The sequence below is a fragment of the Dyadobacter luteus genome (assembly GCF_003383615.1).
In the GTDB taxonomy this organism is placed as follows: Bacteria; Bacteroidota; Bacteroidia; order Cytophagales; family Spirosomataceae; genus Dyadobacter; species Dyadobacter luteus.
On record NZ_QNUL01000003.1, the window covers coordinates 192,828 to 219,536 of the forward strand.

The following is a 26,709-nucleotide window of genomic DNA, read 5'->3' on the forward strand; positions in this document are numbered from 1 at the left end:
ATAAAAGGAACTCTTCACGGAGTTCCTTTTTTTGTCTTTATACGAACAAAATTCCGTTATTATTGGTACAGTTATAAGCACTGCCTACAAATCAACATTAACTACACTAGAGTCTGTACATATGCAAAATCAACCCAAAGCGGAAGTATGGCTAAGAGGACCACTTCCCGAAATTCCCGCATTATTACAACCAGCCGCCCATGCATTGTTGCAGGCTCTGGAAGAATTACAGGCAATTACTCTACCTCCACATTTATTATGGGAGAAACCTTCGGGAGTTGCCTCTGTTGGCTTTCACCTACAGCACCTTGCGGGTGTACTGGACCGGCTCTTCACCTATGCCAGAGAAGAGCAACTATCAGAGGAACAGCTGCTCTATCTGCGAAGTGAGGAAACTTCACCCATAGAAAATTGCACATACGAATATTTACTGGGGCTATTCGAAAAACAGATTAACTCCGCAATTGAACAGATTAAAAATACCGATGCCAGTTCGCTTACGGATGTGAGATTGGTTGGCAGGGCAAAAATACCCTCCACACATCTGGGACTTTTGTTCCATGCGGCAGAGCACACGCAAAGGCATGTAGGACAACTGCTCGTTACAGCACGAATTCTTAATTCACAATTAGAGTAGATCATAATCGCAAAAGAACTTTTGAAATGAAATCACTAATTGTTCAAAACATGAAACTCTTTAAGTTTACTATTTTGTCTTGCTGTGTGGCATTGCTCAGCCTTTCAGCAATGGCTCAAAAGAACCCTGAAGATAAAGCAGGCTGGAAATTGGGTGCGCAATCTTATACATTCAGGTTGTTTACTTTTGCTGAAGCACTACAAAAAATAGATAGCTGCGGTTTAAAATACGTTGAAGCCTATCCCGGACAAACCATTGGCGGAGGAATTGAGGGCAAAATGGATTTTAAAATGGATGCAGCTAAGCGCAAACAAGTGAAAGACCTGCTTAAAAAACATGGCATTACAATTACTGCTTATGGAGTAGTGAAAGGTAAAGACGAAGCCGAATGGAAACAACTTTTTGAATTTGCCAAAGACATGGGTGTACTCAATATTGATACTGAGCCAGATCCGAATCAATTCGCCTATATTATCCCGATGGCTGAGAAATACAAAGTCAATCTGGCATTACATAATCACCCTAAGCCATCGCGCTACTGGCATCCCGATTCAGTTCTTAAATATGCTGCAGGCAGCAAGTTTGTGGGTTCCTGTTCAGACATAGGCCACTGGGTTCGTTCAGGTCTGGATCCTGTTGAATGCCTCAAACAACTGGAAGGTCACGTTCTTGGAATGCACTTTAAAGATGTGGTAAAAGATACACCCGATGGCAAATACCACGATGTGGTTTGGGGCAATGGTGACAGTAAGGTAAATGAAGTGATGGCGGAAATGAAGCGCCAGAAATTCAAAGGACCGATCTCTGTCGAATACGAATATCACTGGGAAAACAACGGACCTGAGGTAGCCAAAAGCGTGCAATACTTCAGGGAAACTTATGTGAAGCTGAAATAGCGGATTAGTTATCACTCTCCGGCCTTACTTTCAGAAGCCGCTGTAACCAACTTTGTTGCTCAGCGGCTTCTTCATTTTGCACTTGGGGTGATAGGCTTTCCGAGAGAAGACTTTTCAGGTCAGGTTGCCCGGCATTCACCCAGCAGGTATACCACATGTCTCCTACCATCGCCACCGAAGCTTTCATCCTCCGCTCCACCTGTCCGCTTAGCATGGCGTCAAAACGCTCTGAAAATTCTCTGGAATAAGTACGGGTCAAAATGTTGTTGCGTAGCTCATAGGTGTATTTTTTATCAGGGTCAAAGGAAGTTGTCAATTGCTTTTCAAACAGAAATACAGAATCGCTGGCGGCATGTGATTCTTCAACAACCCGCCAAACCTCTTTGCTCACATGATTAATGTACCTTACCTCTCCTATCCAGAGCTGGTAATTTTCTGCAAACAATTCGGGGAGTCGTGATTCCCAAAAACCATGAATTCCTTCCTGGCCGGTGAGCTGACCGTTGTAATTTCGGGTGGTATGCAAAGGAACGTGAGCATCGGCAATGTAATGGCCCAGATCTGCGCTTAATCTCAGAATCCGCCCTGCATTCTTTTGTTTGAATGCTTCGGTTAACTGATACGAAGCAATTTGCAGATGCCAGGGTACAATGCCGTGTTTGCGAAGGCTGTCTTCTCCCATTTTAGCAACGGCATCATTCCAGAACAGGGGTAAAACTGACAAGGCACTGTCACCATATACATCCAGATCAATAAAATGCCGCTCTGCCTCTCCCACGACGGCGTATCTTCGCTTATCGGGATTCACTGCATTTTCTGTCAGGTAGTCAATATTGTTTTTGTAGAAATACTGCATTTCAGCCGGGAGCCGAAAGACAGCAAGACGGTTGATTCTTTTGTGCGCCCAGAAACCCCATTCAGGTTCGCCTTTCCCATACACAGACTTTTGAGCCAGGCAAAAGAACAGCGCCAGACTAAGAATCGCAGTTTTTTGAAGAAAATTTTTTGACGACGCCAAAATCGCTTCCAGTATAATATTTTGAACTGATATTTAAACCGTTAAACGACGTTTATACCCATTTTGCAATAAAAAGTCACCGATGAGTATTTCGAGAAACCCAATTCCTCAAAATACATAAAAAATAGCAGAAACATACCCTGATTTAACCAGCCAAATAAGAGGGTTTGCAAATTAGGACACCAGAACGAAGCCAAATAATATATCGCCATAGTGACAATCAGAGCAATATAATTTTAAAATGACCCCAATTTTCAATATATATTATATTTTTTATAAAAATAGTACAATTAAATTTTTATACCTACTTTTGTCCTGTTAAAAATCAAATTCAATAATACAGATATAAAATACGAATGAAACCTCGTAATAAAACATTAGGATACCTTATACCAGTTTTCGCTCTGTGCGTATTTATGCTGGTCATTTACGGAGCATACGTTCCACATAAACCTGCCGAAATTCAGCGTGTCGTTTGCATTAAATTCAAACCCGGAACAAGCGGTGAGACAATTGAAAAGCACATGCGTGATTTTGCTACATTGAAAAACAATGTGAAAGACGTGGTTGCTTATTCAGCAGGCAAAGTGGAAAAAAGCAAGGCTGACGGCGAGCAGTTTGACGTAGTGCATTACCTCACTTTCCGCACCAAGGAAGGAGCTGATGAATATGTGGCCGACTCAGATCGTCTGGATTTTGTAAAAGCAAATGAAGCCAATTGGGATAAAGTACTGGAACTGAATTCCAATATTCAAAAATAAATAGTAATAGGAGTGAAAATTAGAAAAAGAGCCGGGCTTCCCGACTCTTTTTTTTGTTACCATTCGATGGGCTTAAGGTCATGTTCCTCCAGATATTGGTTAGTTCTGCTGAAATGATGATTACCAAACCAGCCTCCGGCATTGGCCGACATAGGTGAAGGGTGACGCGATTTGAGCACAAAATGTTTGCTCTGATCAATCACAGCGCCTTTATCCTGGGCGTATTTTCCCCACAGCAGAAATACGACATTTTGTTTTTCCTCCGAAATACATTTGATTACTGCATCCGTAAATTTCTCCCAACCCTTATTCTGATGAGACCCCGCAGCAGCACTTTGAACAGTAAGCGTAGCATTTAATAGCAATACACCTTGTGAAGCCCACCTTTCAAGATTTCCTGTAGAGGGAATAGGCTTACCCAAATCCTGTTGAATTTCCTTAAAAATATTGACCAATGACGGTGGAATTCTGATACCGTCATTCACTGAAAAACACAATCCATTAGCTTGCCCAAACCCGTGGTAAGGATCCTGACCCAAAATAACAACACGGCAATTATCGAATGAACAATGATTAAATGCATTGAATATTTGTTTGGCCGGAGGGAAAATTTGCCGGGTAGCATATTCCTCCTTCACGAAAGTGACTAACGATTGAAAATAGGGTTTATCAAATTCCGATGACAATCTTTCTTTCCACGACTCCTCTATTTTTACATCCATCCCATTGAGTTTAAATTAAAAACCAAATTAATATCTTTTTGATTTGCTTTTGTCAGCAAATGATGACTATTTTCGTTTGGTACGAGTATTTATAATTCAAAATTAATACTTTAATCAAAGTACAAACCCAACACCTGAGTCTTATGGTTTCAAAAGTTACAGAAGGTGTAAAAGTCACCGTACTCACAGAATATCAACCTGACTACTCCAACCCGGGTCAGGAACATTATGTGTTTACCTACAAAATCATGATTGAAAACCGTAGTGAACACACAGTCAAGCTACTACGCCGACACTGGCTTATCTACGACGCAAATGCTTCTGTACGCGAGGTGGAAGGAGAAGGTGTGGTAGGTCTTCAGCCTGTATTAGAGCCTGGAGATGTACACGATTATGTTTCAGGCTGTAACCTCAGAACTGATATTGGCAAAATGGCAGGAACCTATCTGATGGAACGCGTCATTGACGGCAAACAATTCAGAGTGATCATCCCTGCTTTTTCCCTTGTTGTACCTTACAGATTGAACTGATCCGCAAGCCGGATTTCACATTGCTATAAATTAAGACGAATTGATTGCTGCTTACATTAAATACCTGATTCGTTCCGGTAACGAACATGCCATACATTCCCCGTTTTTGTTTGAACTTTACAACAACGTCATTGCGCTCAAAAACGACAAAAATCCGGATTATACAAGCCTTCAGGCATTAAGGAAAAAGCTACTCCGTTCGGAGCAGGAGATTGAAATTCTGGATCTTGGAGCTGGTTCCCGCGTCAATAAGTCCAATCGCCGCAAGCTGAAAACCATTGCCAAAAATGCCGAAAAGCCTGAAAAATTCGGCAGACTATTTTACAGACTTATCGAACGCTTAAAACCAGGCAGTATACTTGAATTAGGCACGTCTCTCGGCCTTACCACCCTTTATATGGCAAAAGCCAGTCCTGAAACCAGGATTGTTACATTTGAGGGTTGTCCGCAAACTGCTCAGATCGCCAGTGAAAACTTCGAAAGTGAGGGAATGAGTAATATCGAGATAGTCGTCGGCAATATTGACCAAACACTGCCTGAAACGTTGAAAAGTTTCTCTGATGGTATCGATTATGCCTACTTTGATGCCAATCACCGTTTTGAACCGACAGTGAGATATTTCGAGCAATGCCTCCCATATGCCAACAATAACAGCCTGTTTATATTCGATGATATTTACTGGTCCGAAGAGATGACACAAGCGTGGAACCATATCAAAGCGCACCCGCAAGTTACCCTCACTGTGGATCTGTTCTGGATTGGCCTGGTTTTTTTCAGGAAAGAACAAGTCAAAGAAGATTTCACACTACGGTTTTAACAAGAAGTACTTTATGCACGAAAGGGTAATATCTTTACAGGATGTCCACATACAACAGCGGGAGCATGAGCAGTAACGATATACTTGATCAACTTCGTAGTAAACAGATTATCTCTGACCAGCATTCAGAAACGATATCTGACTTTCTTGACTCACGCCCATTCTCGTTGTACCATGAGCTACGCAGTATACTTTATCTGGGCATATTGCTTTTCACCTCGGGAGTTGGCGTTATTGTGTACGACAACATTGATAGTATCGGACATCAGGTAATCATCAGTATACTTGCTATTTTATGCATTTTACTTTTAGGTCATTCTGTAAAACACCGCTCACCTTTTTCGTGGTTAAAAACTATTCCGCAAAGCAAACTCGCAGACTATAGTTTACTGCTTGGCTGTAGCCTTTTTCTGATTCTGGAAGGCTACCTCCAATATCAGTATGAGTTATTCGGAACCAGATTTGGATTGGCTGTTGCTATTCCAACTTTACTATTTTTCCTCCTGGCCTATCGTTTCGACCACATAGGTGTGCTGTCAATGGCGCTGACAGGGCTGGCTTCCTGGCTAGGACTCACCATAGCTCCCACCTCAGTTGTACGGGGAAATGATTTCACCAGCGAAAGTTTATTGATTACAGCTATTGTGCTTGGCTTAGCGCTCGCAGTTGCCGGAAAGGTATCCGAAATAAAACAACTGAAAAGTCGTTTCAGCTTTACCTACCTACTATTCGGAGCGAATCTTGCTTCGGCAGCAGCTTTAGCAGGCTTGTTCAACCACACTGTCTGGTTTGTATACTTCATTATCTCTATCGCGCTTTCGTATTATCTGATACAAACAGCACGAAAAGAACAGTCTGCTGTTTTTTTGGTAATGGGTGTTATCTATGGCTATGTAGCCATCAGCTATGCACTTTTCTATCTTACTCCGGATATCATGGTCGGCTTGCTGGGTATTTTCTATATGCTCGCTTCCAGTGCCGGAACTCTGATCTTTCTTTTAAACTTCAGGAAAATTTTAGGGACTAAAAGATGAACCGAGCTTATCAGGAAACCTGGGTAAAAAACCTGTATCTGCAAAATAAATGCAGAAAATGGATGTCAAAAAAACTGCTTACAGAAGCGCAGTTTGAGCGTATATGCTCCCAATTCCCTCATCAGTTCTATCTTCCTAACCTATTTGTTCGTATCGGATTGTTTCTGTTTGCCAGTGTTTCCGGTTCATTTTTTGTCAGTTTTATCGCATTGCTTTTTGGAATGGAATCGGGAAATTCCTTTATCATTCCAAGTATTATTTCGGGAATAGGCTTTTTTGTGAGTCTGGAATTTATGATCAGAGAAAAGAAGCTGTATCACTCCGGTGCAGACAATGCGCTGCTTTATGCAGGATTGGTTTCATTTTTTGTTCCTTTGGTAATTCTATTTGAAAACCGGCTGGAAGTATGGCAGTACTGTCTGGCTGCCCTGATTTTACTCATTCCGGCATGCTATCGCTACGCAGATTCATTCCTGGCTCTGTGCTTATTAGCTGTTTGGTACACATTGGTGATGAGCCTGATGATGAAATCAGTAACGGGACGTATGTTACTTCCGTTTGCCATGGTGGGGATGTCGGCCGCTCTCTACCTGCTGGTCAGCAAGATCTGTGACATTTATTACAGGCAAAGTCGGATTCTATTGGAATTTATTTTATTACTGCTGATTTATCTGAGCGGCAATTATTATGTTGTTCGTGAGGCGAATGCACTAATTAATGATATTGGCGGATCTGAGAGTCCTCAGATTGATTTCGCAATTGTGTTTTACGCATTTACATTAATTATTCCCGCTCTTTACATTTTTCTGGGTTTAAAACAGAAAAACAGAATTCTCCTTATAGCCGGGCTGCTTGCTTTGGCATTCAGTGGATTTACATTCTACTATTATACTGATTTCCTTTCTGCCTCGCAGGCCACAGCCTTGTCAGGCGTTCTGATGATCGGTATTTCTGCACTTTGCATACACTATTTGAAACAACCCAGATACGGCATTGCCGATCATCCCGAAGAGGACTCATCTGCCTACTTACATATACAAACAATCCTTGCTTCTGAAGTTTTGAGCGACGTACCAGCTCATGATAACTTCCGGTTCGGCGGAAGCGGTGAATTCAGTGGAGGCGGGTCAGCAGGTGAGTACTAAACCAATTAACCTATTATTTATTTAATTCAAAAAATGAAAAATTGTATTGCCGCAGCTATTGCTCTCCTAAGCCTTCAACCTGCATTGGCACAAAAAGAAAAGAAAGAAACATCCGGCAACCCCATTTTCCCGGGCTGGTACGCTGATCCGGAAGCAATTGTATTCGGCAAAGAATATTGGGTATACCCTACCTTTTCGGCTCCTTACAATAAGCAGGTTCATTTTGACGCATTTTCATCTACGGATCTGGTCAATTGGAAAAAACATTCATCTATTCTCGATACTTCTGCAGTCAAATGGGCAAAACGCGCCATGTGGGCACCGTCTATCATCAAAAAAGACAACAAGTACTTTTTCTTTTTCGGAGCAAATGATATTCAGAATGATCAGGAAAAAGGAGGCATCGGTGTAGCTGTAGCTGACAAACCAGAAGGCCCCTATAAGGATCATTTGGGCAAGCCGCTTATTGATAAGTTTCACAATGGAGCTCAGCCTATTGATCAGTTCGTTTTCAGAGACAAAGATGGACAGCATTATCTCTATTATGGAGGCTGGAAACACTGCAACGTAGCCAAACTAAATGACGACTTCACGGGCTTTGTACCTTTTGAAGACGGTACTATATTCAAAGAAGTGACTCCGGAGGGATACGTAGAGGGGCCATTCATGTTTATCCGTGACGGGAAATATTATTTTATGTGGTCGGAAGGAGGCTGGACAGGGCCTAACTATTCTGTAGCTTACGCCATCGCCGATTCGCCATTCGGACCTTTCAAAAGAATTGACAGAATCCTGCAACAGGATCCCGAAGTGGCGAGAGGTGCAGGTCACCATTCGATTATACAGGGACCGGGAAAAGATCAATATTACATCGTGTATCACCGCCGGCCTCTTACCGAAACGGATGGGAATCACCGTGAAACATGTATTGAAGTGATGACCTTTAATGAAAACGGCCTGATCAATCCTGTGAAAATCACAACGACGGGTGTCAAAAAACAGAAACTTAAGTAGTTCATGCAGTCATTTAAGCTTTCCCTGGAAATTTTCTCGGGTTTCATTATTTTGTTTTCCCTGATGCCTCTAATCAGAAATGATTACTGGACCTTCAGAGTTTTTGATTATCCACGACTTCAGAAGCTGTTTCTGAATTTGGTAACGATTATTCTTTATGCGTTTTATTTTCAGGTTGACGAGCCATTTGAAGTATTTGTTTTCGTCGCTCTGATCCTTAACTGCGCTTACCTGATTTATCAGATTTACCCCTTTTCCTTTTTTGCAAAAAAAGCTTTGCAAAAAAGATCTTTCACAGACAAAAGGAACGAAATAAGTATCGTTTCTTCCAATGTATATCAGGATAACAGAAATACAATTGGCTGTCTGAGTGTAATAGGGAGGCAGGATCCTGATATCGTTCTGTTGCTGGAAACAGACCAGTACTGGTACAAAGGGACAGAAAAGTTGAAGGAAAAATATCCTCACCAGGTATTGGTTCCGTTGGAAAATACCTATGGAATGCTACTCTATTCAAAATTCAAACTGGTGAATCCTGAGGTACGGTATCTGGTCGACGATGAAATTCCTTCAATCACGACAAAAGTGGAACTTCCATCGGGAAAGCTGATTACGTTGCACTGCGTACACCCCACCCCACCGGTGCCCGGAGAAAATCTCTACGCGACTGAAAGGGATAAGGAACTGTTGCTCGTAGCCAAAGAGGTGAAAGAAAATCCTACCCCGACAATTGTTGTCGGGGATCTTAATGATGTGGCCTGGTCGCATACTACAAAGTTGTTTACAAAAATAAGCGGAACACTGGATCCAAGAATAGGACGGGGATTTTTCAATACTTTTCATGCTAAATACCCGTTCCTGCGCTTTCCATTAGACCACGTTTTCTGCACCACAGATTTCAAACTGGTCACCATGCGCAGACTTGAAAATTTTAATTCCGACCATTTTCCGATTTTTATCGCATTGCAATTCGAAGAACAGGCAGATGAGCACCAGGAGGAGCCCGAAGCAGATCATGAAGAGATTGCTGAAGCTGAGGAAAAAATAAATAAGGACGTACCCGAATAACAAACACAAATACATGCACTGATTACATTTCTAACACTTTTATTCAGACCATCATTATCAAATGAAAATTAAGTTTTCAGAAGTATGGAATCAGAGTATTTTTCTGTTTACTGCGCTCTTCTTTATCCATCTTTATAATGATGCAAGTGCCGAAAAAATTCAGTTCATAAATTTTAATAAACTGCCCCAGGATTACCAGTTATATCCTCGTGACGAAAAAAATGAGGCAAATATACCTGTATCAGGTTTTGTTGAAAGATCAGGGTACAGTTATGTGTCTGTGATCGTGTATCGAAATGAAACACTGGTACAATATCTGCGTTCTCCGATTAACTATACTGAGCGTGGAAGCTTTGGCACCAGCGCAAAGATCAAGGCTGAACTTGCTGACTATCGATTCAAGGTTTATGTCTGCAAAACAGGCGACTCAACACTAATCGCCGACCGCCAGAATGTGGTGAGCGGAGATGCTTATTTGCTTACAGGGCAATCCAACTCCACTGGTTTTTTTACCGAGAAGCAAACTAACAAGTATTGCAGATCCTTCGGAAAAATAACAGGTAATTTAAATACGGATACGTATAACCCGGCTGATACCCTCTGGGCATTATCGAATCAGGAAAATTCGGGAGCCCTCGTCGGAACCATGGGACTGGAAATGCAGAGGCAGTTGGTAGAAATTTCCGGAGTTCCTAATTGCCTCATCAATGGTGGATTTCACTGGTCATCCGCAGAATCACATTCCCGGCGAACAGAAGGCAACCCTGCTGATATGAACAATGGTTACGGACGAATGCTGTACAGAGCGCAAAAAGCCGGACTGACCAGAGCTGTACGCGGACTTGTTTTCAGGCAAGGAGAAACGGAAGCTTATCACGAAGGTTCAAATTGGGAAGGTTACTTTGATCTGTTCAGAAAAAATCTTTATATCGATTATCCGAACCTGCAAAAACTATATGTTTTTCAAATTGATATCATTTATTACAATTCCCCGATAGGTGCTATTGTAAGAGACTATCAGCGCAGACTACCGCAAATTTACCCCGATGTAAGCTCAATCGCGAGTGTGGGAACTACCGGATATGACGGGCTTCATTATTCACGGGAAGGCAACATACAGAGTGGACAGGAAGTGGCCCGTCTTATGGCCAGGGATTTCTATCAGCGTAAGGACACGCTCAATATCAACTCCCCGAATGTTCAGAAAGCATTTTACAGCAGTAATGAAAACAACAGACTGATTATCACATTTGATGAAAATCAGGAATTATTGTATCCTGAAGCCTACAAGCCAGAATATGCGGATGGGATACTACAGATGAAAGATTTCTTTTATCTTGGCGGCGGTACGGGAGCCGTACTGTCGGGAACAGCTGAAGGTAACCGCATCATTCTTGAACTGAATGGCAAGCAGTCGGCCCGGGAATTTAACTATCTCCCTAATTATATAGAAGCAGCTGCACCCTATTTCAGATACACCGGCCCCTACCTGAAAAACAAACTGGGTATGAGAGCATTTTCCTTTTTTCAAATGCCCATTGGTGATGCCCTGAGCAGCCCTGCTCTCGAAGCTCGCCCCGGTACCGACCACGACGTGATACTGACCTGGAGTGGCGTCCCCGGCGCCAATAGCTATGTACTGGAACGGAGGACAAATCCTGAATCCACTTATAAAAGCGTTGCAATACTGCCATCCCCTACAAGGACCTATCGGGACAATATCGTTCCAGGCGGTCAAAGGTTACAATACCGTATCAAAGCAGTAAACACCACGGCGGAGTCGGCTGAATTTGGAAATGCAGAAATCATGACTGATATCATACTTGGTACGCAAAAGGAAGTAAACCAGCTGTTTTTCGTATATCCCAATCCTTCTCACAGCCGGGAAGGAGTGATGGTACACTTCGCACGCCCATCCAGCGGAAAAATCAGCATACTAAGCCAATCAGGTAATTTATTGGGTGTTGAAACAATTAATCAACAAACCACTGTAAAGCTAAAAACAACCATTCCCGGCCAGGGCTTTTATCTCATTAGATATGAGTCAGGAACACAAAGCTACGTGTCCGGAATTATTGTAAAATAGTTGATATTCCCCATGTGATTTTAAGCGCTGCAACACTTCCCACAGCCAACACGTAATCATGTTTGTAAGAAGAATGTTACTCCAGACTAAAAATCCAAATGACACCAACAACAAGCATTTTCGTAACCTCCGCACCCGTGTGGCGTAAGGCCTCGCTTTTGAGCACAGCTTTCTTAGCGGGTATTTTGCTGGCCTCCTGCTCCAAAGAAGACGACGTAGTAACCGAACAGGAGGCCAGCAGTACTGCCGTAACGATCGACAGTACCATCATCTCCTCAGCCACACCGGAAGGTAATACAGGCAATGCCGAAAACGCCGATGATCTGCTCGCCAACTCTACTTTTTCATCAGTAGTTTCGATCAATTTTGGTACAACAGTATCCACTACCAATCCACTGGCTGGCGCAGGCGTAACCGTAACGGAGACAAACGGAGATGTGATCATCAACGCTACCGTGGCTGAGGTAGCTTATGAACTATCCGGAACAACCACTAACGGATCAGTTAAGATTTACAGTGATAAAAAATTCAAATTGACACTCAATGGTGTGAATATCACCAATAGCGATGGACCAGCCATTAATATACAATCCGGTAAAAGGGCTTTTGTGGTACTCAACGATAATACCACAAACAGCCTGACCGACGGCACCACGTATACAGCAAGCGGAACAGAAGATATGAAGGGCACCTTTTTCAGTGAAGGTCAGCTCATTTTCTCAGGAAACGGAAGTCTCAGCCTGAAGTCCAACAACAAACACGCCATTTGCAGCGACGATTATGTACGTATCATCAGCGGGAAAATTACTGTAACAGGCGCAGCTTCAGATGGTATCCATACTAACGATGCCTTTATCGTCGATGGAGGAGAAATCAATATCACCGCCACTGATGATGGAATCCAATGTGAGGAAGGCTACATCGTGATCAATAACGGCGTGTTCAAAATCAACGTGGTAGATAAAGGGATCACGGCAAGCTGGGATACTGACGCTACGATTGATCCATACGTAACTATTAATAATGGCACTATTGACATTACCTCCAGCGCTGGCGAAGGTATTGAATCGAAAAGTGTTCTGACTATTAACAATGGAACCATTGTGGTCAAAACCGCAGACGATGCTCTGAATGCCGGGACATTTATTTACATCAATGGTGGTACTACTTATGCGTTTAGTAGCTCTAACGATGGAATCGACTCAAATGGAAAAATCACTGTAACAGGAGGAAAAACAGTAGCAGTAGGTGCAGGATCACCTGAGCAGGGATTTGACTGCGATAACAGTACATTCAAAATTGTGGGTGGATTTATCGTTGGCATCGGAGGCGGAACCAGCACCCCTACCGCAACAGTATCTACGCAACCATCTGTGATTCTGGGTTCAGGAACGGCTAATGATATCATCCACATACAATCCAATGAAGGTGTGGAAGTTCTGACCTTCGAAATACCCAAATCCTATTCGACGATGCTGTTTTCAAATCCAAAAGTAAAAACCGGCCAAACCTACAAAGTATACAACGGCGGAACCGTTACCAATGGAAAGAGTGTAAACGGACTCTATGTAAGTGGCACCTACAACCCTGGGACACTTTCATCTACGACTTTCACCACGAGCACCATGGTTACACGGGCGGGAGGCAGTACCGGCCCCGGAGGGAGATAATCTTTAAATCAAAAAGTGGAGGCTTTAACGACCTCCACTTTTTTAACTTATCTGATATCGTCGAAACGCCCCTGATTTAAATCTCCTGTATCAAAGCCTTTTTTAAACCAGTACATACGTTGCTCGGAGGTACCGTGGGTGAAGGCATCGGGGACTACATAGCCCTGCGATTGCTTTTGAAGTTTATCGTCACCAATTGCATTCGCCGCAGCCAAGGCAGCTTCCAGGTCACCCGGTTCAAGTATATTCTGCATTTTATTGGCACGGTTGGCCCATACACCCGCCAAAAAATCAGCCTGTAACTCCAATTTTACCGACAATTTGTTATACTCTGCTTCGCTCAATCTCCTGCGCTGCTGTTGAACCTGTGAAGAGATTCCCATCAGGTTCTGGACATGATGTCCCACTTCGTGAGCAATTACATAGGCGACAGCAAAGTCTCCGGGTGCCTTGAATTTGGTACGCAGCTCATCGCAAAAGGACAAATCAATGTACACCTGCTGATCCGCAGGACAATAGAAAGGACCCATTGCAGCTGACGCACCACCACAAGCTCCCTGGGTAGCGTTTTCAAAAATCTGTAATGTAGGCTGCTGATACTGTGCGTTATTCTCAGCATATATTTTATCCCATACATCCTCCGTGCTTCCCAAGACTGTTGTGACAAGGTCGGCTGTACGGTCATCGGGCCGCGGGCCGGGTGGTCTCGTACCAGTTTGCTCGGTAGTCTGCGCGCCCTGCAAATTCTCCATAATCTGCCCCGGATCCTGTCCTGTAAGCAAACCTAATACGACTACAATAATTACTCCCACGCCTCCCAGTGCAACCTTTCCGCCACCGGACATTCCACGACGGTCATCTACATTACTGCTTCTGCGTAAATCCTGCCAACGCATAATTTTAGTGTTTTTAGTGCTAAGTGATTTTGCCTGCTATATTACAAAATTGATTTCTCTGCATCGATATATCCGGCTCCACCCTATTTACTTTTTTATAAATACAATGGTTAATCCCTTGGCATTACATCCATTAATCTCTACTTTGCGACGTACCATTTTGAACCGACATTGAAATATTTTATTCTCGGAGCATTGCTCCTTCTTTCCGGCGTTACTTATTCACAAGATGGGAAACTCTTGCTCGACGCCAACAAAAAAGCCACTTATACGGATCAGGCATCAACACAAAAAAGTAAGGATGAATGCTTTAAAATCGCGCAGAAATGGATTTCTGATACCTTCGGGAATTATGAAAACGCAGTCGTTAAGCAGGATGCAGCAACCGGACTTCTTGTAATTAACACCTACACGCCCGTACAAACATCCCTTTATGACTATGTCCGTTTTGATCTGACACTTACATTACGTGATCAGGGATATCAGGTAAAAATCACTAACCTGGATGGTACTTCCCAGCTTCGTTCACCTGCCAGACTTGGAATCAACGAAAACAATCTGGTAACAGAAAAAGAGATGCTGGTTAAAACAGAAACGAACAAGAAAAAACGATCTGACGTACAGCAACAACTGGATCAGGCAAAGGCAGACAACGACCATGTCAATGAGGCCATGTTCAAAGTACTGGCCAGCCTGAAAGAGTATATAGCCTCACATTGATTCATTATTTCAGCTTTTCTGCCAGATTCAGATAAGCTGCAGGTAAATGATGTTGCCAGATATTTGGATTTTCGGGATCGTTGTTGAACAATTTGAAATAGTCCTCATTGGCAAATAGCGCCACTGTAGACCCTGTCCGCACGTAATAATTACTATTGAAATACTTAGGGGCTTCAAATTCGGGAAATTGCTTTTTGACGGTTTGAGACACCATTTTCCCCAGATATTTCTGGTAATTTTTGCGCGCTTTGTAACTTGGCTTACTCATCTGATTATAAGCGTATTTTAAAGCCAGATTCTTCGGAAATTTTTGTTTTTTAATCTGCGCCTTTGCCCCATGAAAAGGATTGACAGCTGTAAAGTCATCTACAGTCTGAACAGTGAAAGGCACATCCGGAACCCAATCGGCTGTGTTGACGACATTGATCGCCCAGCCATCCCTGTTCAGATTTTCATACTCATAGGCATAAAACAGGTTACCCGGCTTGGGACCTGCACTACAGTAAGTTTTAAAGACAACATCAGCTGGAAGCTTTCCCGTCTTCTTTAGGTTTTCCAGATGACTTTTCAACAGAAAAACAATTCCTCCACCCTGGCTGTGCCCGGTTAGAATAAACTCCTTCATACCTGTTTTGTAACAGGAATCCACTTTTGATACAATATCTCCGGATAAATATGCCATAGAAACAAGCCAGCCCACATGTACTGCTGCATTGGGATGATCAGCCAGATGATAGTCAAAAGTAAAATCTTTACTTAATTTCAATGTACCCTTGGCAGGAACCATCGCAGCATAGAAATTGGCAAGAAAACTGACCCCTGTCTGTGTTGTACCCCTCACGGCTATCATTCCCAGACGATCGTTTTTTTTCCACAAATCCCACAAATTATCAAATCCTACACTTTTTGATCTGTAGACCTGTCTGAAATGCTCCGGTTCAGGAACCGTTTTGACATCCTGCCATTTATCAACATCAATGTGTACCTTATGATTTACTTTAAGCGTTTCAATATACTCCGATTTATCAAAGTAAGGCTTCAGGGGTTGAGCATGTAAGATTGCCGAATGTAACAGCAATCCCAATAATACCGCAAACTTCTGTCTGGCTTTCATAATAGTAAGTTGTAAGCATGTGTGTAAATATAACCAATAACTGTTTATCTCAGTCTCTTCCACTTTGCTTCCAGCATGTCTGCAATAATTCTGTAGCCCTCGTCCGAAGGATGTAAACCATCGTAAGTCATATAGATGGATTCCTCCGGATATGGATACGCATCTTTTTCAGGATCAAAAGGGACGTTGGTGTAATCCGGATATTTGAAATCAGTGTATGTGTCTGTACCAGGTTCACGCAACTTTTTGAAGTGAACCATTTTTTCAAGTGTCATACCGCTGTTATGATACAAATCTACGACCGGCATTTTGTCTTCCTTCCCTATCTCTACAATAGCATTGGCAAACTGTTCCAGCGATTGCTCATTTTTCAATTTATACGAGCCAAATGCATTGTTTTTCGAATTGTTGATGTATACAAAATCACCTCTTTGCATAGGAGTGATCAGGATGATCTTTGCCTTTTTGTTCAATGATCTCAGTTTGTTTGTGATCACTCTGAAAGCGCCGTACACTGTTCCTGAACCGGTATCGTCCTTATAGTTTGTATAAGTTCCCAGCGGTTTGCCCTGCCACCAGTCATTAGTACCAAGGAATATCGTATATACATCAGCCGGGGTCAGTTCCAAAGTTTCAATCTTATCAGCGATATTCACCGAAGTCCAGCCATTATATCCTTTATTAATGTAGCTCACTTGCGGATGTCTTTCTGTGATCAAGGTCAGATAACCTTTGGTAACCCTATTGCCTGTCTGTTCCTGATGATCATTCAGATACGTGATGGAATCTCCAATAGCAACCCAGGTAATTTTGCGGGGAGCAGTGCCGAGGCAAACAACAATCAGAACAGACAGTAATAATATTTTTTTCATATATACAGGATTTGAAAGGATTGCGAATTAGAATTAAAGCAATAAAGTAAAATTGCATCTTTGGCTACCTTTGTTATATAATTTTTTATTCAAACAGGCCAGCTCCCCGACAGTATGAATCAATTCAAGGAAATCAATACCCCTGTTGGCAGATTAAAGCTGATCGCTACACAGAATGGCCTGGCTGCTATATTGTGGGAGCACGACAAGCCCGGAAGGGTAAAAGTGGAGCCGGGCGAGTGCAACGAACAGCATCCTGTTCTTCTTGAAACAGAAAAACAGTTAGATGAATATTTTTCAAAAAAACGAACTACTTTCAATTTGCAACTGGATTTTATCGGTACTGATTTCCAAAAAAGTGTTTGGGCAGAATTGCTGAAAATTCCATTCGGCGAAACCCGGACTTATGGTGCCATAGCCAAAGAATTGGGAGATAGCAAAGCAGTACGTGCTGTGGGGGCAGCCAACGGGAAAAACCCTATTTCTATCATCGCCCCCTGCCACCGTGTTATTGGTGCCTCAGGAAAACTTACAGGTTTTGCAGGAGGGTTACATAATAAGGATTTCCTGCTCAGACTGGAACGCGCTGGCAAAACGCCAACACTTTTTGATTAATCACAATGCCATCTTAAAACGGAACTTATGAAAACCATCTGTACCCTCCTGCTCTCAGCAATGGCGCTGGCGTCATGTCAGCAAAAAACCAATTCAACAGACACTTCCGACAACCAACTAATAGGAACATGGAAATTAGTTTCCAGCAAAGTCATTACCAAAGGGGATACTTCCGAAACCTTCCCGGTACCCAATCGAGAGATGATCAAAATGTTCACAGATAAGGAATTCGCTTTTTTCAATCATAATATCCGGGCAACGTCCAAAGACTCAACGGTGTTTTCGGCCGGAAGCGGAACCTATGAGCTTAAAGGTGAAGAATATACCGAGCACCTGACCTATTGCAATTACCGGGAATGGGAAAACCATGATTTTCATTTCAAATTAAAACTCAAAAATGACACACTTATCCAGACAGGAGTCGAGAAAATTGACAGTCTGGGCATTGATCAGGAGATTATTGAAATATATGTAAAGAAATAAACTGCTGCATTTCACACTACTTCCATCGGGCTTCAGCAATATCCGATTTCAGGATTTCATTGATTGATACTTTAGCACTTTCCAGCATATAAATGCTGGTACCCACCTCACGTGCATATTTCGACTCAATCTTACCTGTCCGTCTGATCGTACGAAAGAGCGGTTTCTCCTTGTTTCGATCCGGATCGTCATCATCTGCATTTTGAACAAGAATAACATTAACGATTTCCTCATCCAGCGGAAACCAATTGATATAATCCGCATTAACCGTCACCGCACCAATATCCTTAAATGCTGAATAATAATTAATTGCTCCCGCCTGCCCATAGTTGTCGCATAAAACAACAGTGTGTTTTTTATCTTTCAATTTCGCGTATTCACTGTCAACCTTCGCTGCAAGCTCTTTCCAGCCGAGCATATCTGCAAAATCCTGAGGCAAGGTATGATCCTTTCCGTCTTCCCACCGCAACAAACCCAGCGGTTGGAAGGATTCCGGATGAGACGCAATTTCCTCAGGGCTTTGTAAAGGAAAAGCTATTTTTACAATTGGCAGGAATGCCGCAACAATGAGCATAATCGCAGCAACACGAAGCCACATCCATCTTTCCCGAATCGCATTCTCAAGGTATACAGATCCGAAAGCCAGTAAAATAGGATACAACCCAATGGCATAATAGCCTTTGGCCCGTGCTCCAACAAAAATGCCTAATGAGAAAAGAAAAGACCAAAGGAAAACGCGGTACTTCCTGAATGGCTGATAAGTAGAAAAACTAACCAAAGCTGCGATCATCACAAATGCTGAACTGGAAAAATACAGTAGCTGCTCTTTCAGAAAATCCCCTCTATTTACATTCACAAGCTGGGTTTTTGAAAGCAATTTCATATGATGAACCACGGGCCAGTTGTTTTGATACTGCCATATCAGATTGGGGGTAATCAAAAGCACCGCCAGCAACGCCGCGAGATAAAGATGCCTGTTTGTAAACAGTCGATACTGGCCAGCCACTAAGAGCGCAGGAGCCAATCCAGCCAGCAGAAATACAATATTATACTTATTCAAAAAAGCCAGTGCCGCTACCATTGTAGCCCTGTAAAGCCAATTAGATTGCTCTGTTTTCAGATATTGGAGGATTGTGTAATACATCGCCGTCCATGCCAATACATCCAAAGAGTTGGGCTGATACAGCATATTGATCCGCAGCAAAACAGAAAAGGTGACAGCCGTTGCTGCCAGAATCTGCGCGAAGAGTTTACCCCCCAGTACCTCTGTTGCCTTCCAGACCACAACCATCGTCAGCATACCGTACAGAGCCGGAAAAAATTTTACACAAAATTCAGAACCACCCAAAGCCAGAATCAGCCATGAGCTCCAAGATGTTAATGGAGGCACAGACAAGTATCCCCAGGCCAGATGTTTACCCTGATCAATATGCAGGTATTCGTCACGGTGAAGATCATATTCAGGAGAAATGATTAAACAATGTATTCCGAATTTCAGGATGATAAAAAACCAAAGAACCAGTGTATTGCGGGAAAGGGTCATTATATAGTTTGGCGGTTGATTCGTGAAGGATCGTTCGAACCACTAATATAACCGACAAAATTGCTTTTGCATCACTTGCGAGCAGTTTCACACTACAAAAGAAAGCCGCTTATCCCGAAAGACAAACGGCTCCGTTAATAGATTTCTTTCATTCAACTGGTTTGTTTCACAAAGGAACCCGGAGATAAACCAAACTGCTTTTTAAACGCAAATGAAAAATGGGACAAGTCTTCAAAACCAAGATCCAGATAAATCTCTACCGGCTTCCTGGCTTGGTCGGAGATCAGGAAATAAGCCTCATCCAACCGTTTTTTGGTAAGCCACTGTCCGGGTGTGAGTCGAAATATTGTCTGAAAATCGCGCTTGAAAGAGGAAAGACTACGTCCTGTAAGAAATGCAAAACGTTCAAGACTTATGTTAAACCGGAAGTTGCGGTTCATGAATTCTTCCAGATCAATTTTTTCAGGTGTACCAAAATTGAAGAATACACTCGCCAGGTCAGCATTGATTTTTAGCAAAATCAACAGTAGCTCCTCTCTCTTTACATCCGCAAATATCTCGTCGATCTGCTCTCCACCGTGATAATAAGGTTCGAGCGACTGTATAAAATTCCGGATCAGCTTATCTTCCGGTAGAGACAAAAATGCTCCATCAACTACCTTTCCATTAGGTTCCATTGGATGTCTCTCCAGAAATTTTTTAAGGAATACTGCATCCAGGGTAATAATTATCTTTTCAAACTGCTCACCATTTTTATACTTGGTGTAGCGAACCAGATGATTTTTCCTCAGAATACAATAATCTCCCTCCTGCATTTGATAGTGCCTGTGACCATCGTAACCCACCATCGACCCTTTCAAAAGAAAAAGGAAAAAATGTTCAGGCACAAACTGCTCCGGCGATATTTCAGGACCCAGGTGACAGGAATGAATATTGTTAAATTTCACGATTCAGCTTTCTGGTTTGACTATAAATGTAATTAATTGCCAAGAGAATCAATACTTGCCAGAATCGCTTCTTCTTTGCTCCGCACTGTCCAGCCCAGTATTTCTTTTGCTTTTCTGTTTGAGATCGACACGTAATATTGCGGCGCTGTCGCATTGGTAATCGCAACATGTTGAGCAAGGTGCGGTCTTTCGGTTTTCATGAGTTGCGCTACATCATAAAAGCTCATGGCACTACCATCGGAAGTAGCAATAAAACGCTGATTATTAGCATCGGGGTGCTTCATTGCTATGATATGCAAATCGGCTACATCGCGAACGTCCACTACACCCATGGTAAAGTCAGGACTTTCGCTTACTGTTCCCGACAAAATACCCTGAATGACTACCTCCACCGAAGCAGAAAAATTGCCTGCCGTAAACGGGCCGAATATACCCACGGGATTAATCACCGTCAGTTCCAGAACTCCCCCTTCTTCTGCAATAAAATTCCACGCAGCTTTTTCTGCCACAGTTTTTGATTTGATGTACGCAGCTATCGGTGCTGATGTATCAGTCCAATCCTCTTCCGTAAAAACATGATTTTGAATACTTCTGCTATAACCGACAGCGGCAAATGAAGATGTGAGCACAACTCTTTTTACGCTGGCTTCACGTGCAGCCCGCAGTACACGCAATGCCCCGTCACGTGCAGGAATGATCAGCTCATTCTCATCTTTGGGATTGCCAGCAGGAAACGGAGATGCTACATGCAATACATAGTCGCAGTCTTTCACAGCCTCATCCCAGCCTTCATCAAAAGTCAGATCGGCCTTCACAAACGATACATGACTATAATCTTCAATATTGGAAGCTTCAAGAGCCTGCAATACAGTCTTTTGCTTATCCTCTGTTCTCACAGTAGTTTTAATCCGATACCCTTGACGGAGTAGTTGCGTAATACATTCTATTGCCAGATAACCCGAACCTCCTGTTACCAGCACAGTTTCTTGTGAATCTTTCATTATTTCATTTTAGTTTGTTGATCTGATTTTTAATCCTGTAGCTTGTTCTGCAAATTCCCACAGTCTTTCCGCTTGCAGTGAGTCTGTCATGGCAGTGGTGATGTAAGATGATAGTGCCGGATAGCCTGAGTATTCATTTTCGCCATCAGGTCCGTAGAAATCGCCACCTTGGACATCAGGATGCGTGGCTGCGTAAAGAGTCGGTAATGCTCCCTGCCATGCTTCAGAAACCTGGCTGAATTGTGCGAATGCAGTCTCCAGAATGTCCCCCGGAATAAATCGTTGAAGATCTGTATAAACTACGCCCGGATGAACGGCGACCGAAACGCTGCTGCTTCCGGAATTTCTTAACCTATGGTCGAGTTCAAAGGCAAACTGAAGATTGGCCAGTTTGCTGATCGCATAGGAATATTGGGCATCATAAGGCTTTTCCAATCTCAGATTACTGAAGTCAATATGATCGACTTGCCTGGCCGCACCGCTACTCACCGTGATAATACGGGAATTTTCAGTTGCCAAAATTAGCGGGAGCAAATGAGCGGTAAGTGCAAAATGACCCAGAAAGTTGACACCAAATTGCAGTTCAAAGCCACCCGGCGTGCATGTTGCAGGAGGGAGCATCACTCCTGCATTATTGATCAGCAGATCAAGTTTGCTGTACTTACTCCTGAAGTGAGCTGCGAATTCTGCCACATGATTCAGATCAGCAAGATCTAACCTGGCGATGCTCAGTTGCCCGGTTCCTTCACTCTCGCGCATTTGTGTAACAGCATTTCCAGCCTTTTCTAAATCCCTGCATGCAAGTACCACATGTGCTCCGGCTTCGTACAAGGCAAGTGCAGTCTCATATCCGATACCGGTGTTAGCTCCGGTAATGATCACTATTTTTCCCGACTGATCCGGGATGTCTTTCTTTGTCCACATACTCAATTGATTTATGATAGACAAAGGTCCGGCATCCCGGGGCATCTCACTTTGTTTAAAAGTTCAATATTAGTTTGTTCAGAAGTTCATAACAAGGCGCTTCATTTAGAAATCAACTGCGTTTGCCGGAACATCCACAGGTTTCATCGTCCCAAACTCAGCCAGATTTGTATGCCAGCTAAATGCCTTTTCCAGTACGTGCGGCGTATGCCCTCCTCTTTCGCAGGCTTCTTCAAAATAAATAGTCAGGGCTTGTCTGAAATCCGGATGCGCGCAGTTTTCAATGATGGCTTTGGCACGTTGCCTTGGTGCCAGCCCTCTCAAATCCGCTAATCCCTGCTCTGTAACTATAATATCTACATCGTGTTCGGTATGGTCCACATGGGTAACCATGGGTACAATTCTGGATAAAGTATTGCCTTTGCCGGCAGACTGTGTTACAAAAACACTCAGATAGCTATTGCGGGCAAAGTCGCCCGAGCCTCCGATACCGTTCATCATGTTGCTTCCGCCAATGTGTGAAGAATTGACATTCCCATAGATATCGCATTCAATGGCTGTATTGATCGCAATGATGCCCAGCCGGCGGATCACCTCAGCGGCATTGGTAACGTCCTGCGGTCTGATCCTGATTTTGTCCTTGTATCTATCAAAGTCGGCAAAAATCCGTTCGTAGTATTCTCCTGAAACCGTGATGGAAGAACCGGAAGCGAAAAGCAATTTTCCCGAATCGAAAAGATCAAAGGTACTGTCCTGTAACACCTCCGAATACATAGTCAGTGCTTCAAAATCACTTTCAATAAAACCATGCAACACTGCATTGGCTACTTTCCCGATTCCCGCCTGCAACGGCAAAAGCGATTGTGTAAGCCTGCCCGCTTCAACTTCCTGATTGAAAAATGTCAGCAAATGAGCGGCGATGGCTTTTGTTGATGCGTCAGGTAGCGCTATTTCCGCCGGACTATCTACAATATCTGTAATCACTATACCTGCGATTTTTTCGGGATCTATAGCAATGGACGTTGAGCCTATTCGCATTTCAGGAGAAGTTACCGGAATAATGGCATGAGAACGATAACTGCCTGTCATGAAAATGTCGTGTACACCTGCCAGCGCCAAAGGTACCCTGGTATTGATCTCAATAATCACTTTCCCGGCCAACTGCGCGAATACAGCAGAGTTACCTACGGAAGTGGTGGGAACAATACTTCCATCTTGCTCTATCAGCGTTGCTTCGATTATCGCAATATCTATCTTAGGAAAATGTCCGTTTTTCAGAAGCTCCGCTGTTTCACCAAGGTGTTGATCAATAAAAAAAACATCTCCTTTATTGATGCTTTCCCGCAAAAGACTATCCACTTGAAACGGAAAACGAAGCGAAAGCGCTCCCGATTTGGCAAGAAGCCCATCCGTACCATGCCCGAGGGAAGCACCTGTAACAAGCGTAATTTGCATGGGTTCCTCCTGAACACGATGTGCAAATGCATTCAGTACTGCTTTGCTGTCTCCTGCTTTTGTAAAACCGCTGGAGGCGACCACCATGTTATCCGTGAACATGGCTGCTGCCTGCTCTGCTGATATCACTTTATCATGTAATGAAGTGTTATGAATTCTTGAAACGGCTGTCATAGTGAATAAAGAAAAAGTGAACAAATAAGCCGGTCAACTCATCAATCCTTTGAAGGATACAATTTATTATAAGTTGATTTATGACAAATTTGCCACCTTTCTGATTGGCATAAATATCTGTTTTAGCCAAATAGATATTCATTTCAGCCACAAGTAAGAAAATACCACTATCAGTTGAGAGCAATCCAATGTGGATAGTATCAGCACTTGTCTATCCACCCAACACACCTGTTTTCAGCTTCACATAGTCGGAAGGACGCATCCCTACAATTTTATAGAAAGTGGTACTGAAAGTCGGTACGCTGTTATAACCCACAAGTGCCGCCACTTCCTTTACAGACATGCCATCTTCCAGTAAAAGCCTTAAAGCCAGCATCATACGCAGCAAGGTAAGATACTGGATAAAGGACATACCTAAATCGCTGTGAAACAACCGGGAAAGGCTGCGTTCACTGAATCCAAACTGGTGCGCAAGCTCAGGAAAGATGATCAACTCCTGTAGGTTTGTGCTCATAAACCGGATGATTTCATTTAGGCGCTTATGTTTTGCATAGGGTAAAGCCAAAGGTAGATTGTAAATGCTTACTTCGGGGAGAATATGCTTGAAGGCAAGAGCGAACAAGTGGGCACTTTTATCATCCCTGTTCAAGTCCCCGCTCCATCGGTTACTAAAAATGACCATCTGCAGAAGTAAATCGTTGACAGGATAAATGCCGGTTACTTCATAAAATGGCTTATCATCTTTTTCAACCGGGAAATAGAGATTGCGCATGATTACATCTGCAGACCCCGGATGAATACTATGCAATATGCCCGGAGGTATCCACATGTAGTGCCGCGCAGGAAGAAAGTAGGTTTTCTGAGGCGTTTCCACATGCACAATACCTCCCTCCGTATAAAGAAACTGACCTTTGTGATGCGCATGTATAGAAATATCGTTTTCTCCCATGGCATCGTGCATGCAGTATATACTTTCCGGATATTTATCTACTTCGGTGAGATAATATTTATCATCTGTGGCAGACATGGCGTAAATGGATAAATATTTGACTTTTTAAGATATTCAGAGAATGGGCAAAGATCGCACCTTTGTGCAGTATTTACAAATCACCCATAAGTCCAAAAAGATGACACCATTAAGTACTCTGAGATCAAAAGAGCTCAGTAAAGTACAATTTAATCAGAAAGAGAAAAAGGCTTCTTTTCTCATTTACCACAAGGGTTTACACCAATCATTAACGCATTTTATCATCTCGACGCTAACATTCGTCTGGCTCTTTCCCACAACTGCCGAAGCTCAAAAAATCAACATTACATTGTCGGAGGCCATCCGTATTGCCTCTCAAAACAACAAAAGCATACAGCATGCCAGAATCCACAAACAGATTGCGAATGAAAACATATTGGAAAAACGGGAACTGTTGCTACCTGAAGTTGATGTTCACGCTTCTTATGCACGCATCACCGACCTGACAGAATACCGCCACGGCTTAGGTGACAAATTTATAACCCATACGATCCCAGTTATTGCAGACTTCACCGGTTCAGTAAAAACACCCCTATATACCGGAGGCCGGATCAAATACACGATTGAGAAAGCCATACAAGAGGACGAAATCGCGCAGATTCATTTGGAGAAAGTCAGAAACGATATTCAGATCGAAGTGACTGATTTATTCCTCAGAATATTCAAAATGAAAGAGTTGGAAAAACTTCTGACAGAGAATATCAGAGAAGAACAGGATAGACTCAAAGAGGTCAGGGTATTTAAGGCGCATGGAACTGTGACAAAAAATGAAGTACTCAGGGCTGAACTACAGTTATCAAACAGGCAGCTGTCACTTGCTACCAATCACCGACAAATTGACGTTGCGCTGCATGATTTACAAACGTTGCTGGAACTCCCTGAAAACGAACACCTGGATATAGACACCTCACAGGTTCTCAACATGCCTGTATCTTCTCCCGATCACGAACAATATTTGCGGGCAACTCTTTCCAGAGACGAGCTTCGTATTGCTCAGAAGCAAGAGGAGGCGTTAATCCGTGACATCAAAATTACTAAAGCAAACTACTATCCCTCGGTGCATTTTTTTGCTTCCTACGGTTTCAATTATCCCAACTATATGTTCTTCCCACCTAATCCTTACCTGTATACCCTAGGGAAAATTGGCGTGGAGGCAACGTACAATCTTTCAGGTTTATACAAAAACAGAACCAGAATCCACATAGCGCATAAGCGGCTGCAATCTCAGCAAGTATATACGAATATAGTCCGCGACAAGCTTTCTGACCAGGTTCACAGAGACTATTCCGAACTGCAGGATTTATTGGAAACCATTCCAGTACGACAAAAAGCACTGCTACAGGCTCAGGAAAACTACCGTATCGTAAAAGTGAAATACCTCAATCAGCTTGCTCTGATCACCGAAATGATCGATGCTGACAACGTGTTGTTACAGGCGCGATTCGACCTCACCGCCGCCCGGGTGGACACTGTCTCCAAATACCAGCAACTGCTGTATACATCCGGCCTTCTTCAATAAAATATTATCTCCTGTTCAAAA

The 26,709-nt window shown here is 43.0% G+C and carries 26 protein-coding genes; 15 read left to right on the forward strand and 11 right to left on the reverse strand.

The features are described 5' to 3' along the window. Positions 1 to 121: 121 nt before the first annotated feature. On the forward strand, positions 122 to 637 hold the full coding sequence (locus DSL64_RS05940) for a DinB family protein (RefSeq protein ID WP_115829745.1): 516 nt from the start codon (positions 122 to 124) through the stop codon (positions 635 to 637). A gap of 26 nt (positions 638 to 663) precedes the next feature. Further along, complete coding sequence (locus DSL64_RS05945) at positions 664 to 1,533, forward strand: sugar phosphate isomerase/epimerase family protein (RefSeq protein ID WP_229216976.1); 870 nt, start codon at positions 664 to 666, stop codon at positions 1,531 to 1,533. 4 nt (positions 1,534 to 1,537) lie between these two features. On the opposite strand, the gene DSL64_RS05950 is transcribed toward DSL64_RS05945, so the two are convergent. After that, entirely contained in the window at positions 1,538 to 2,551 is a 1,014-nt protein-coding gene (locus DSL64_RS05950) for a zinc dependent phospholipase C family protein (RefSeq protein ID WP_374755823.1), read from the reverse strand. 356 nt (positions 2,552 to 2,907) lie between these two features. On the opposite strand from DSL64_RS05950, the gene DSL64_RS05955 reads away from it, so the two are divergent. Then, positions 2,908 to 3,312 (forward strand): Dabb family protein, encoded by a 405-nt coding sequence (locus DSL64_RS05955; protein WP_229216977.1) that lies wholly within the window; start codon positions 2,908 to 2,910, stop codon positions 3,310 to 3,312. A 56-nt stretch (positions 3,313 to 3,368) separates the two neighbouring features. Here DSL64_RS05955 and ung read toward each other — a convergent pair whose 3' ends face one another. Next, positions 3,369 to 4,034 (reverse strand): uracil-DNA glycosylase, encoded by a 666-nt coding sequence (gene ung, locus DSL64_RS05960; RefSeq protein ID WP_115829748.1) that lies wholly within the window; start codon positions 4,032 to 4,034, stop codon positions 3,369 to 3,371. Positions 4,035 to 4,177: 143 nt separating this feature from the next. Between ung and apaG the strand changes: the two genes are divergently transcribed. From apaG to DSL64_RS06000, 8 genes are all read left to right on the forward strand, one after another. Further along, positions 4,178 to 4,564 (forward strand): Co2+/Mg2+ efflux facilitator ApaG/CorD, encoded by a 387-nt coding sequence (gene apaG, locus DSL64_RS05965; protein ID WP_115829749.1) that lies wholly within the window; start codon positions 4,178 to 4,180, stop codon positions 4,562 to 4,564. A 40-nt stretch (positions 4,565 to 4,604) separates the two neighbouring features. Continuing rightward, positions 4,605 to 5,381 (forward strand): O-methyltransferase, encoded by a 777-nt coding sequence (locus tag DSL64_RS05970; RefSeq protein WP_115829750.1) that lies wholly within the window; start codon positions 4,605 to 4,607, stop codon positions 5,379 to 5,381. Between the two features lie 65 nt (positions 5,382 to 5,446). Beyond that, positions 5,447 to 6,415: a DUF2157 domain-containing protein gene (locus DSL64_RS05975; RefSeq protein ID WP_115829751.1), complete on the forward strand. Its 969-nt coding sequence runs from the start codon at positions 5,447 to 5,449 to the stop codon at positions 6,413 to 6,415. A 62-nt stretch (positions 6,416 to 6,477) separates the two neighbouring features. Continuing rightward, complete coding sequence (locus tag DSL64_RS05980; RefSeq protein ID WP_147300341.1) at positions 6,478 to 7,560, forward strand: hypothetical protein; 1,083 nt, start codon at positions 6,478 to 6,480, stop codon at positions 7,558 to 7,560. A gap of 33 nt (positions 7,561 to 7,593) precedes the next feature. After that, complete coding sequence (locus DSL64_RS05985) at positions 7,594 to 8,574, forward strand: glycoside hydrolase family 43 protein (RefSeq protein WP_115829753.1); 981 nt, start codon at positions 7,594 to 7,596, stop codon at positions 8,572 to 8,574. A 3-nt stretch (positions 8,575 to 8,577) separates the two neighbouring features. Beyond that, a complete protein-coding gene (locus tag DSL64_RS05990; RefSeq protein ID WP_115829754.1) occupies positions 8,578 to 9,642 on the forward strand; it encodes an endonuclease/exonuclease/phosphatase family protein in 1,065 nt (354 codons plus the stop codon). Positions 9,643 to 9,703: 61 nt separating this feature from the next. After that, positions 9,704 to 11,728 (forward strand): sialate O-acetylesterase, encoded by a 2,025-nt coding sequence (locus DSL64_RS05995; protein ID WP_115829755.1) that lies wholly within the window; start codon positions 9,704 to 9,706, stop codon positions 11,726 to 11,728. A gap of 98 nt (positions 11,729 to 11,826) precedes the next feature. Continuing rightward, positions 11,827 to 13,398 carry a carbohydrate-binding domain-containing protein gene (locus DSL64_RS06000; RefSeq protein ID WP_115829756.1) on the forward strand — a complete coding sequence of 524 codons (1,572 nt, stop codon included), beginning with the start codon at positions 11,827 to 11,829 and terminating at the stop codon, positions 13,396 to 13,398. 47 nt (positions 13,399 to 13,445) lie between these two features. Here the strand turns inward: DSL64_RS06000 and ypfJ are convergent, their stop codons facing one another. Beyond that, on the reverse strand, positions 13,446 to 14,294 hold the full coding sequence (gene ypfJ / locus DSL64_RS06005; protein WP_115829757.1) for a KPN_02809 family neutral zinc metallopeptidase: 849 nt from the start codon (positions 14,292 to 14,294) through the stop codon (positions 13,446 to 13,448). Between the two features lie 171 nt (positions 14,295 to 14,465). Between ypfJ and DSL64_RS06010 the strand changes: the two genes are divergently transcribed. Then, positions 14,466 to 15,014: a DUF4468 domain-containing protein gene (locus tag DSL64_RS06010; protein WP_158547887.1), complete on the forward strand. Its 549-nt coding sequence runs from the start codon at positions 14,466 to 14,468 to the stop codon at positions 15,012 to 15,014. Between the two features lie 4 nt (positions 15,015 to 15,018). Here DSL64_RS06010 and DSL64_RS06015 read toward each other — a convergent pair whose 3' ends face one another. Next, positions 15,019 to 16,128, reverse strand: coding sequence for a lipase family protein (locus DSL64_RS06015; RefSeq protein WP_115829759.1), 1,110 nt, complete (start codon positions 16,126 to 16,128; stop codon positions 15,019 to 15,021). Between the two features lie 44 nt (positions 16,129 to 16,172). Further along, positions 16,173 to 17,000: an SGNH/GDSL hydrolase family protein gene (locus DSL64_RS06020; protein WP_115829760.1), complete on the reverse strand. Its 828-nt coding sequence runs from the start codon at positions 16,998 to 17,000 to the stop codon at positions 16,173 to 16,175. Positions 17,001 to 17,114: 114 nt separating this feature from the next. Here DSL64_RS06020 and DSL64_RS06025 point away from each other — a divergent pair, with 114 nt between their 5' ends. Further along, positions 17,115 to 17,615: a methylated-DNA--[protein]-cysteine S-methyltransferase gene (locus DSL64_RS06025; protein ID WP_115829761.1), complete on the forward strand. Its 501-nt coding sequence runs from the start codon at positions 17,115 to 17,117 to the stop codon at positions 17,613 to 17,615. A gap of 27 nt (positions 17,616 to 17,642) precedes the next feature. Continuing rightward, positions 17,643 to 18,098 carry a lipocalin family protein gene (locus tag DSL64_RS06030; RefSeq protein WP_115829762.1) on the forward strand — a complete coding sequence of 152 codons (456 nt, stop codon included), beginning with the start codon at positions 17,643 to 17,645 and terminating at the stop codon, positions 18,096 to 18,098. Between the two features lie 16 nt (positions 18,099 to 18,114). Here DSL64_RS06030 and DSL64_RS06035 read toward each other — a convergent pair whose 3' ends face one another. The 6 genes from DSL64_RS06035 to DSL64_RS06060 form a co-directional block, all read right to left on the reverse strand. Further along, on the reverse strand, positions 18,115 to 19,641 hold the full coding sequence (locus DSL64_RS06035) for a glycosyltransferase family 39 protein (RefSeq protein ID WP_115829763.1): 1,527 nt from the start codon (positions 19,639 to 19,641) through the stop codon (positions 18,115 to 18,117). Between the two features lie 152 nt (positions 19,642 to 19,793). Then, positions 19,794 to 20,588, reverse strand: coding sequence for a helix-turn-helix domain-containing protein (locus DSL64_RS06040; RefSeq protein ID WP_115829764.1), 795 nt, complete (start codon positions 20,586 to 20,588; stop codon positions 19,794 to 19,796). Positions 20,589 to 20,620: 32 nt separating this feature from the next. Then, complete coding sequence (locus DSL64_RS06045) at positions 20,621 to 21,589, reverse strand: SDR family oxidoreductase (RefSeq protein WP_115829765.1); 969 nt, start codon at positions 21,587 to 21,589, stop codon at positions 20,621 to 20,623. 9 nt (positions 21,590 to 21,598) lie between these two features. Then, positions 21,599 to 22,513, reverse strand: coding sequence for an oxidoreductase (locus DSL64_RS06050; RefSeq protein WP_115829904.1), 915 nt, complete (start codon positions 22,511 to 22,513; stop codon positions 21,599 to 21,601). Between the two features lie 105 nt (positions 22,514 to 22,618). Beyond that, on the reverse strand, positions 22,619 to 24,142 hold the full coding sequence (gene scpC / locus DSL64_RS06055; RefSeq protein ID WP_115829766.1) for a succinyl-CoA:acetate CoA-transferase ScpC: 1,524 nt from the start codon (positions 24,140 to 24,142) through the stop codon (positions 22,619 to 22,621). A gap of 211 nt (positions 24,143 to 24,353) precedes the next feature. Further along, a complete protein-coding gene (locus tag DSL64_RS06060) occupies positions 24,354 to 25,169 on the reverse strand; it encodes a helix-turn-helix domain-containing protein (protein ID WP_115829767.1) in 816 nt (271 codons plus the stop codon). A 100-nt stretch (positions 25,170 to 25,269) separates the two neighbouring features. Between DSL64_RS06060 and DSL64_RS06065 the strand changes: the two genes are divergently transcribed. Continuing rightward, positions 25,270 to 26,688, forward strand: a complete 1,419-nt coding sequence (locus tag DSL64_RS06065) for a TolC family protein (protein WP_158547888.1) — start codon at positions 25,270 to 25,272, stop codon at positions 26,686 to 26,688. Positions 26,689 to 26,709 lie beyond the last annotated feature (21 nt).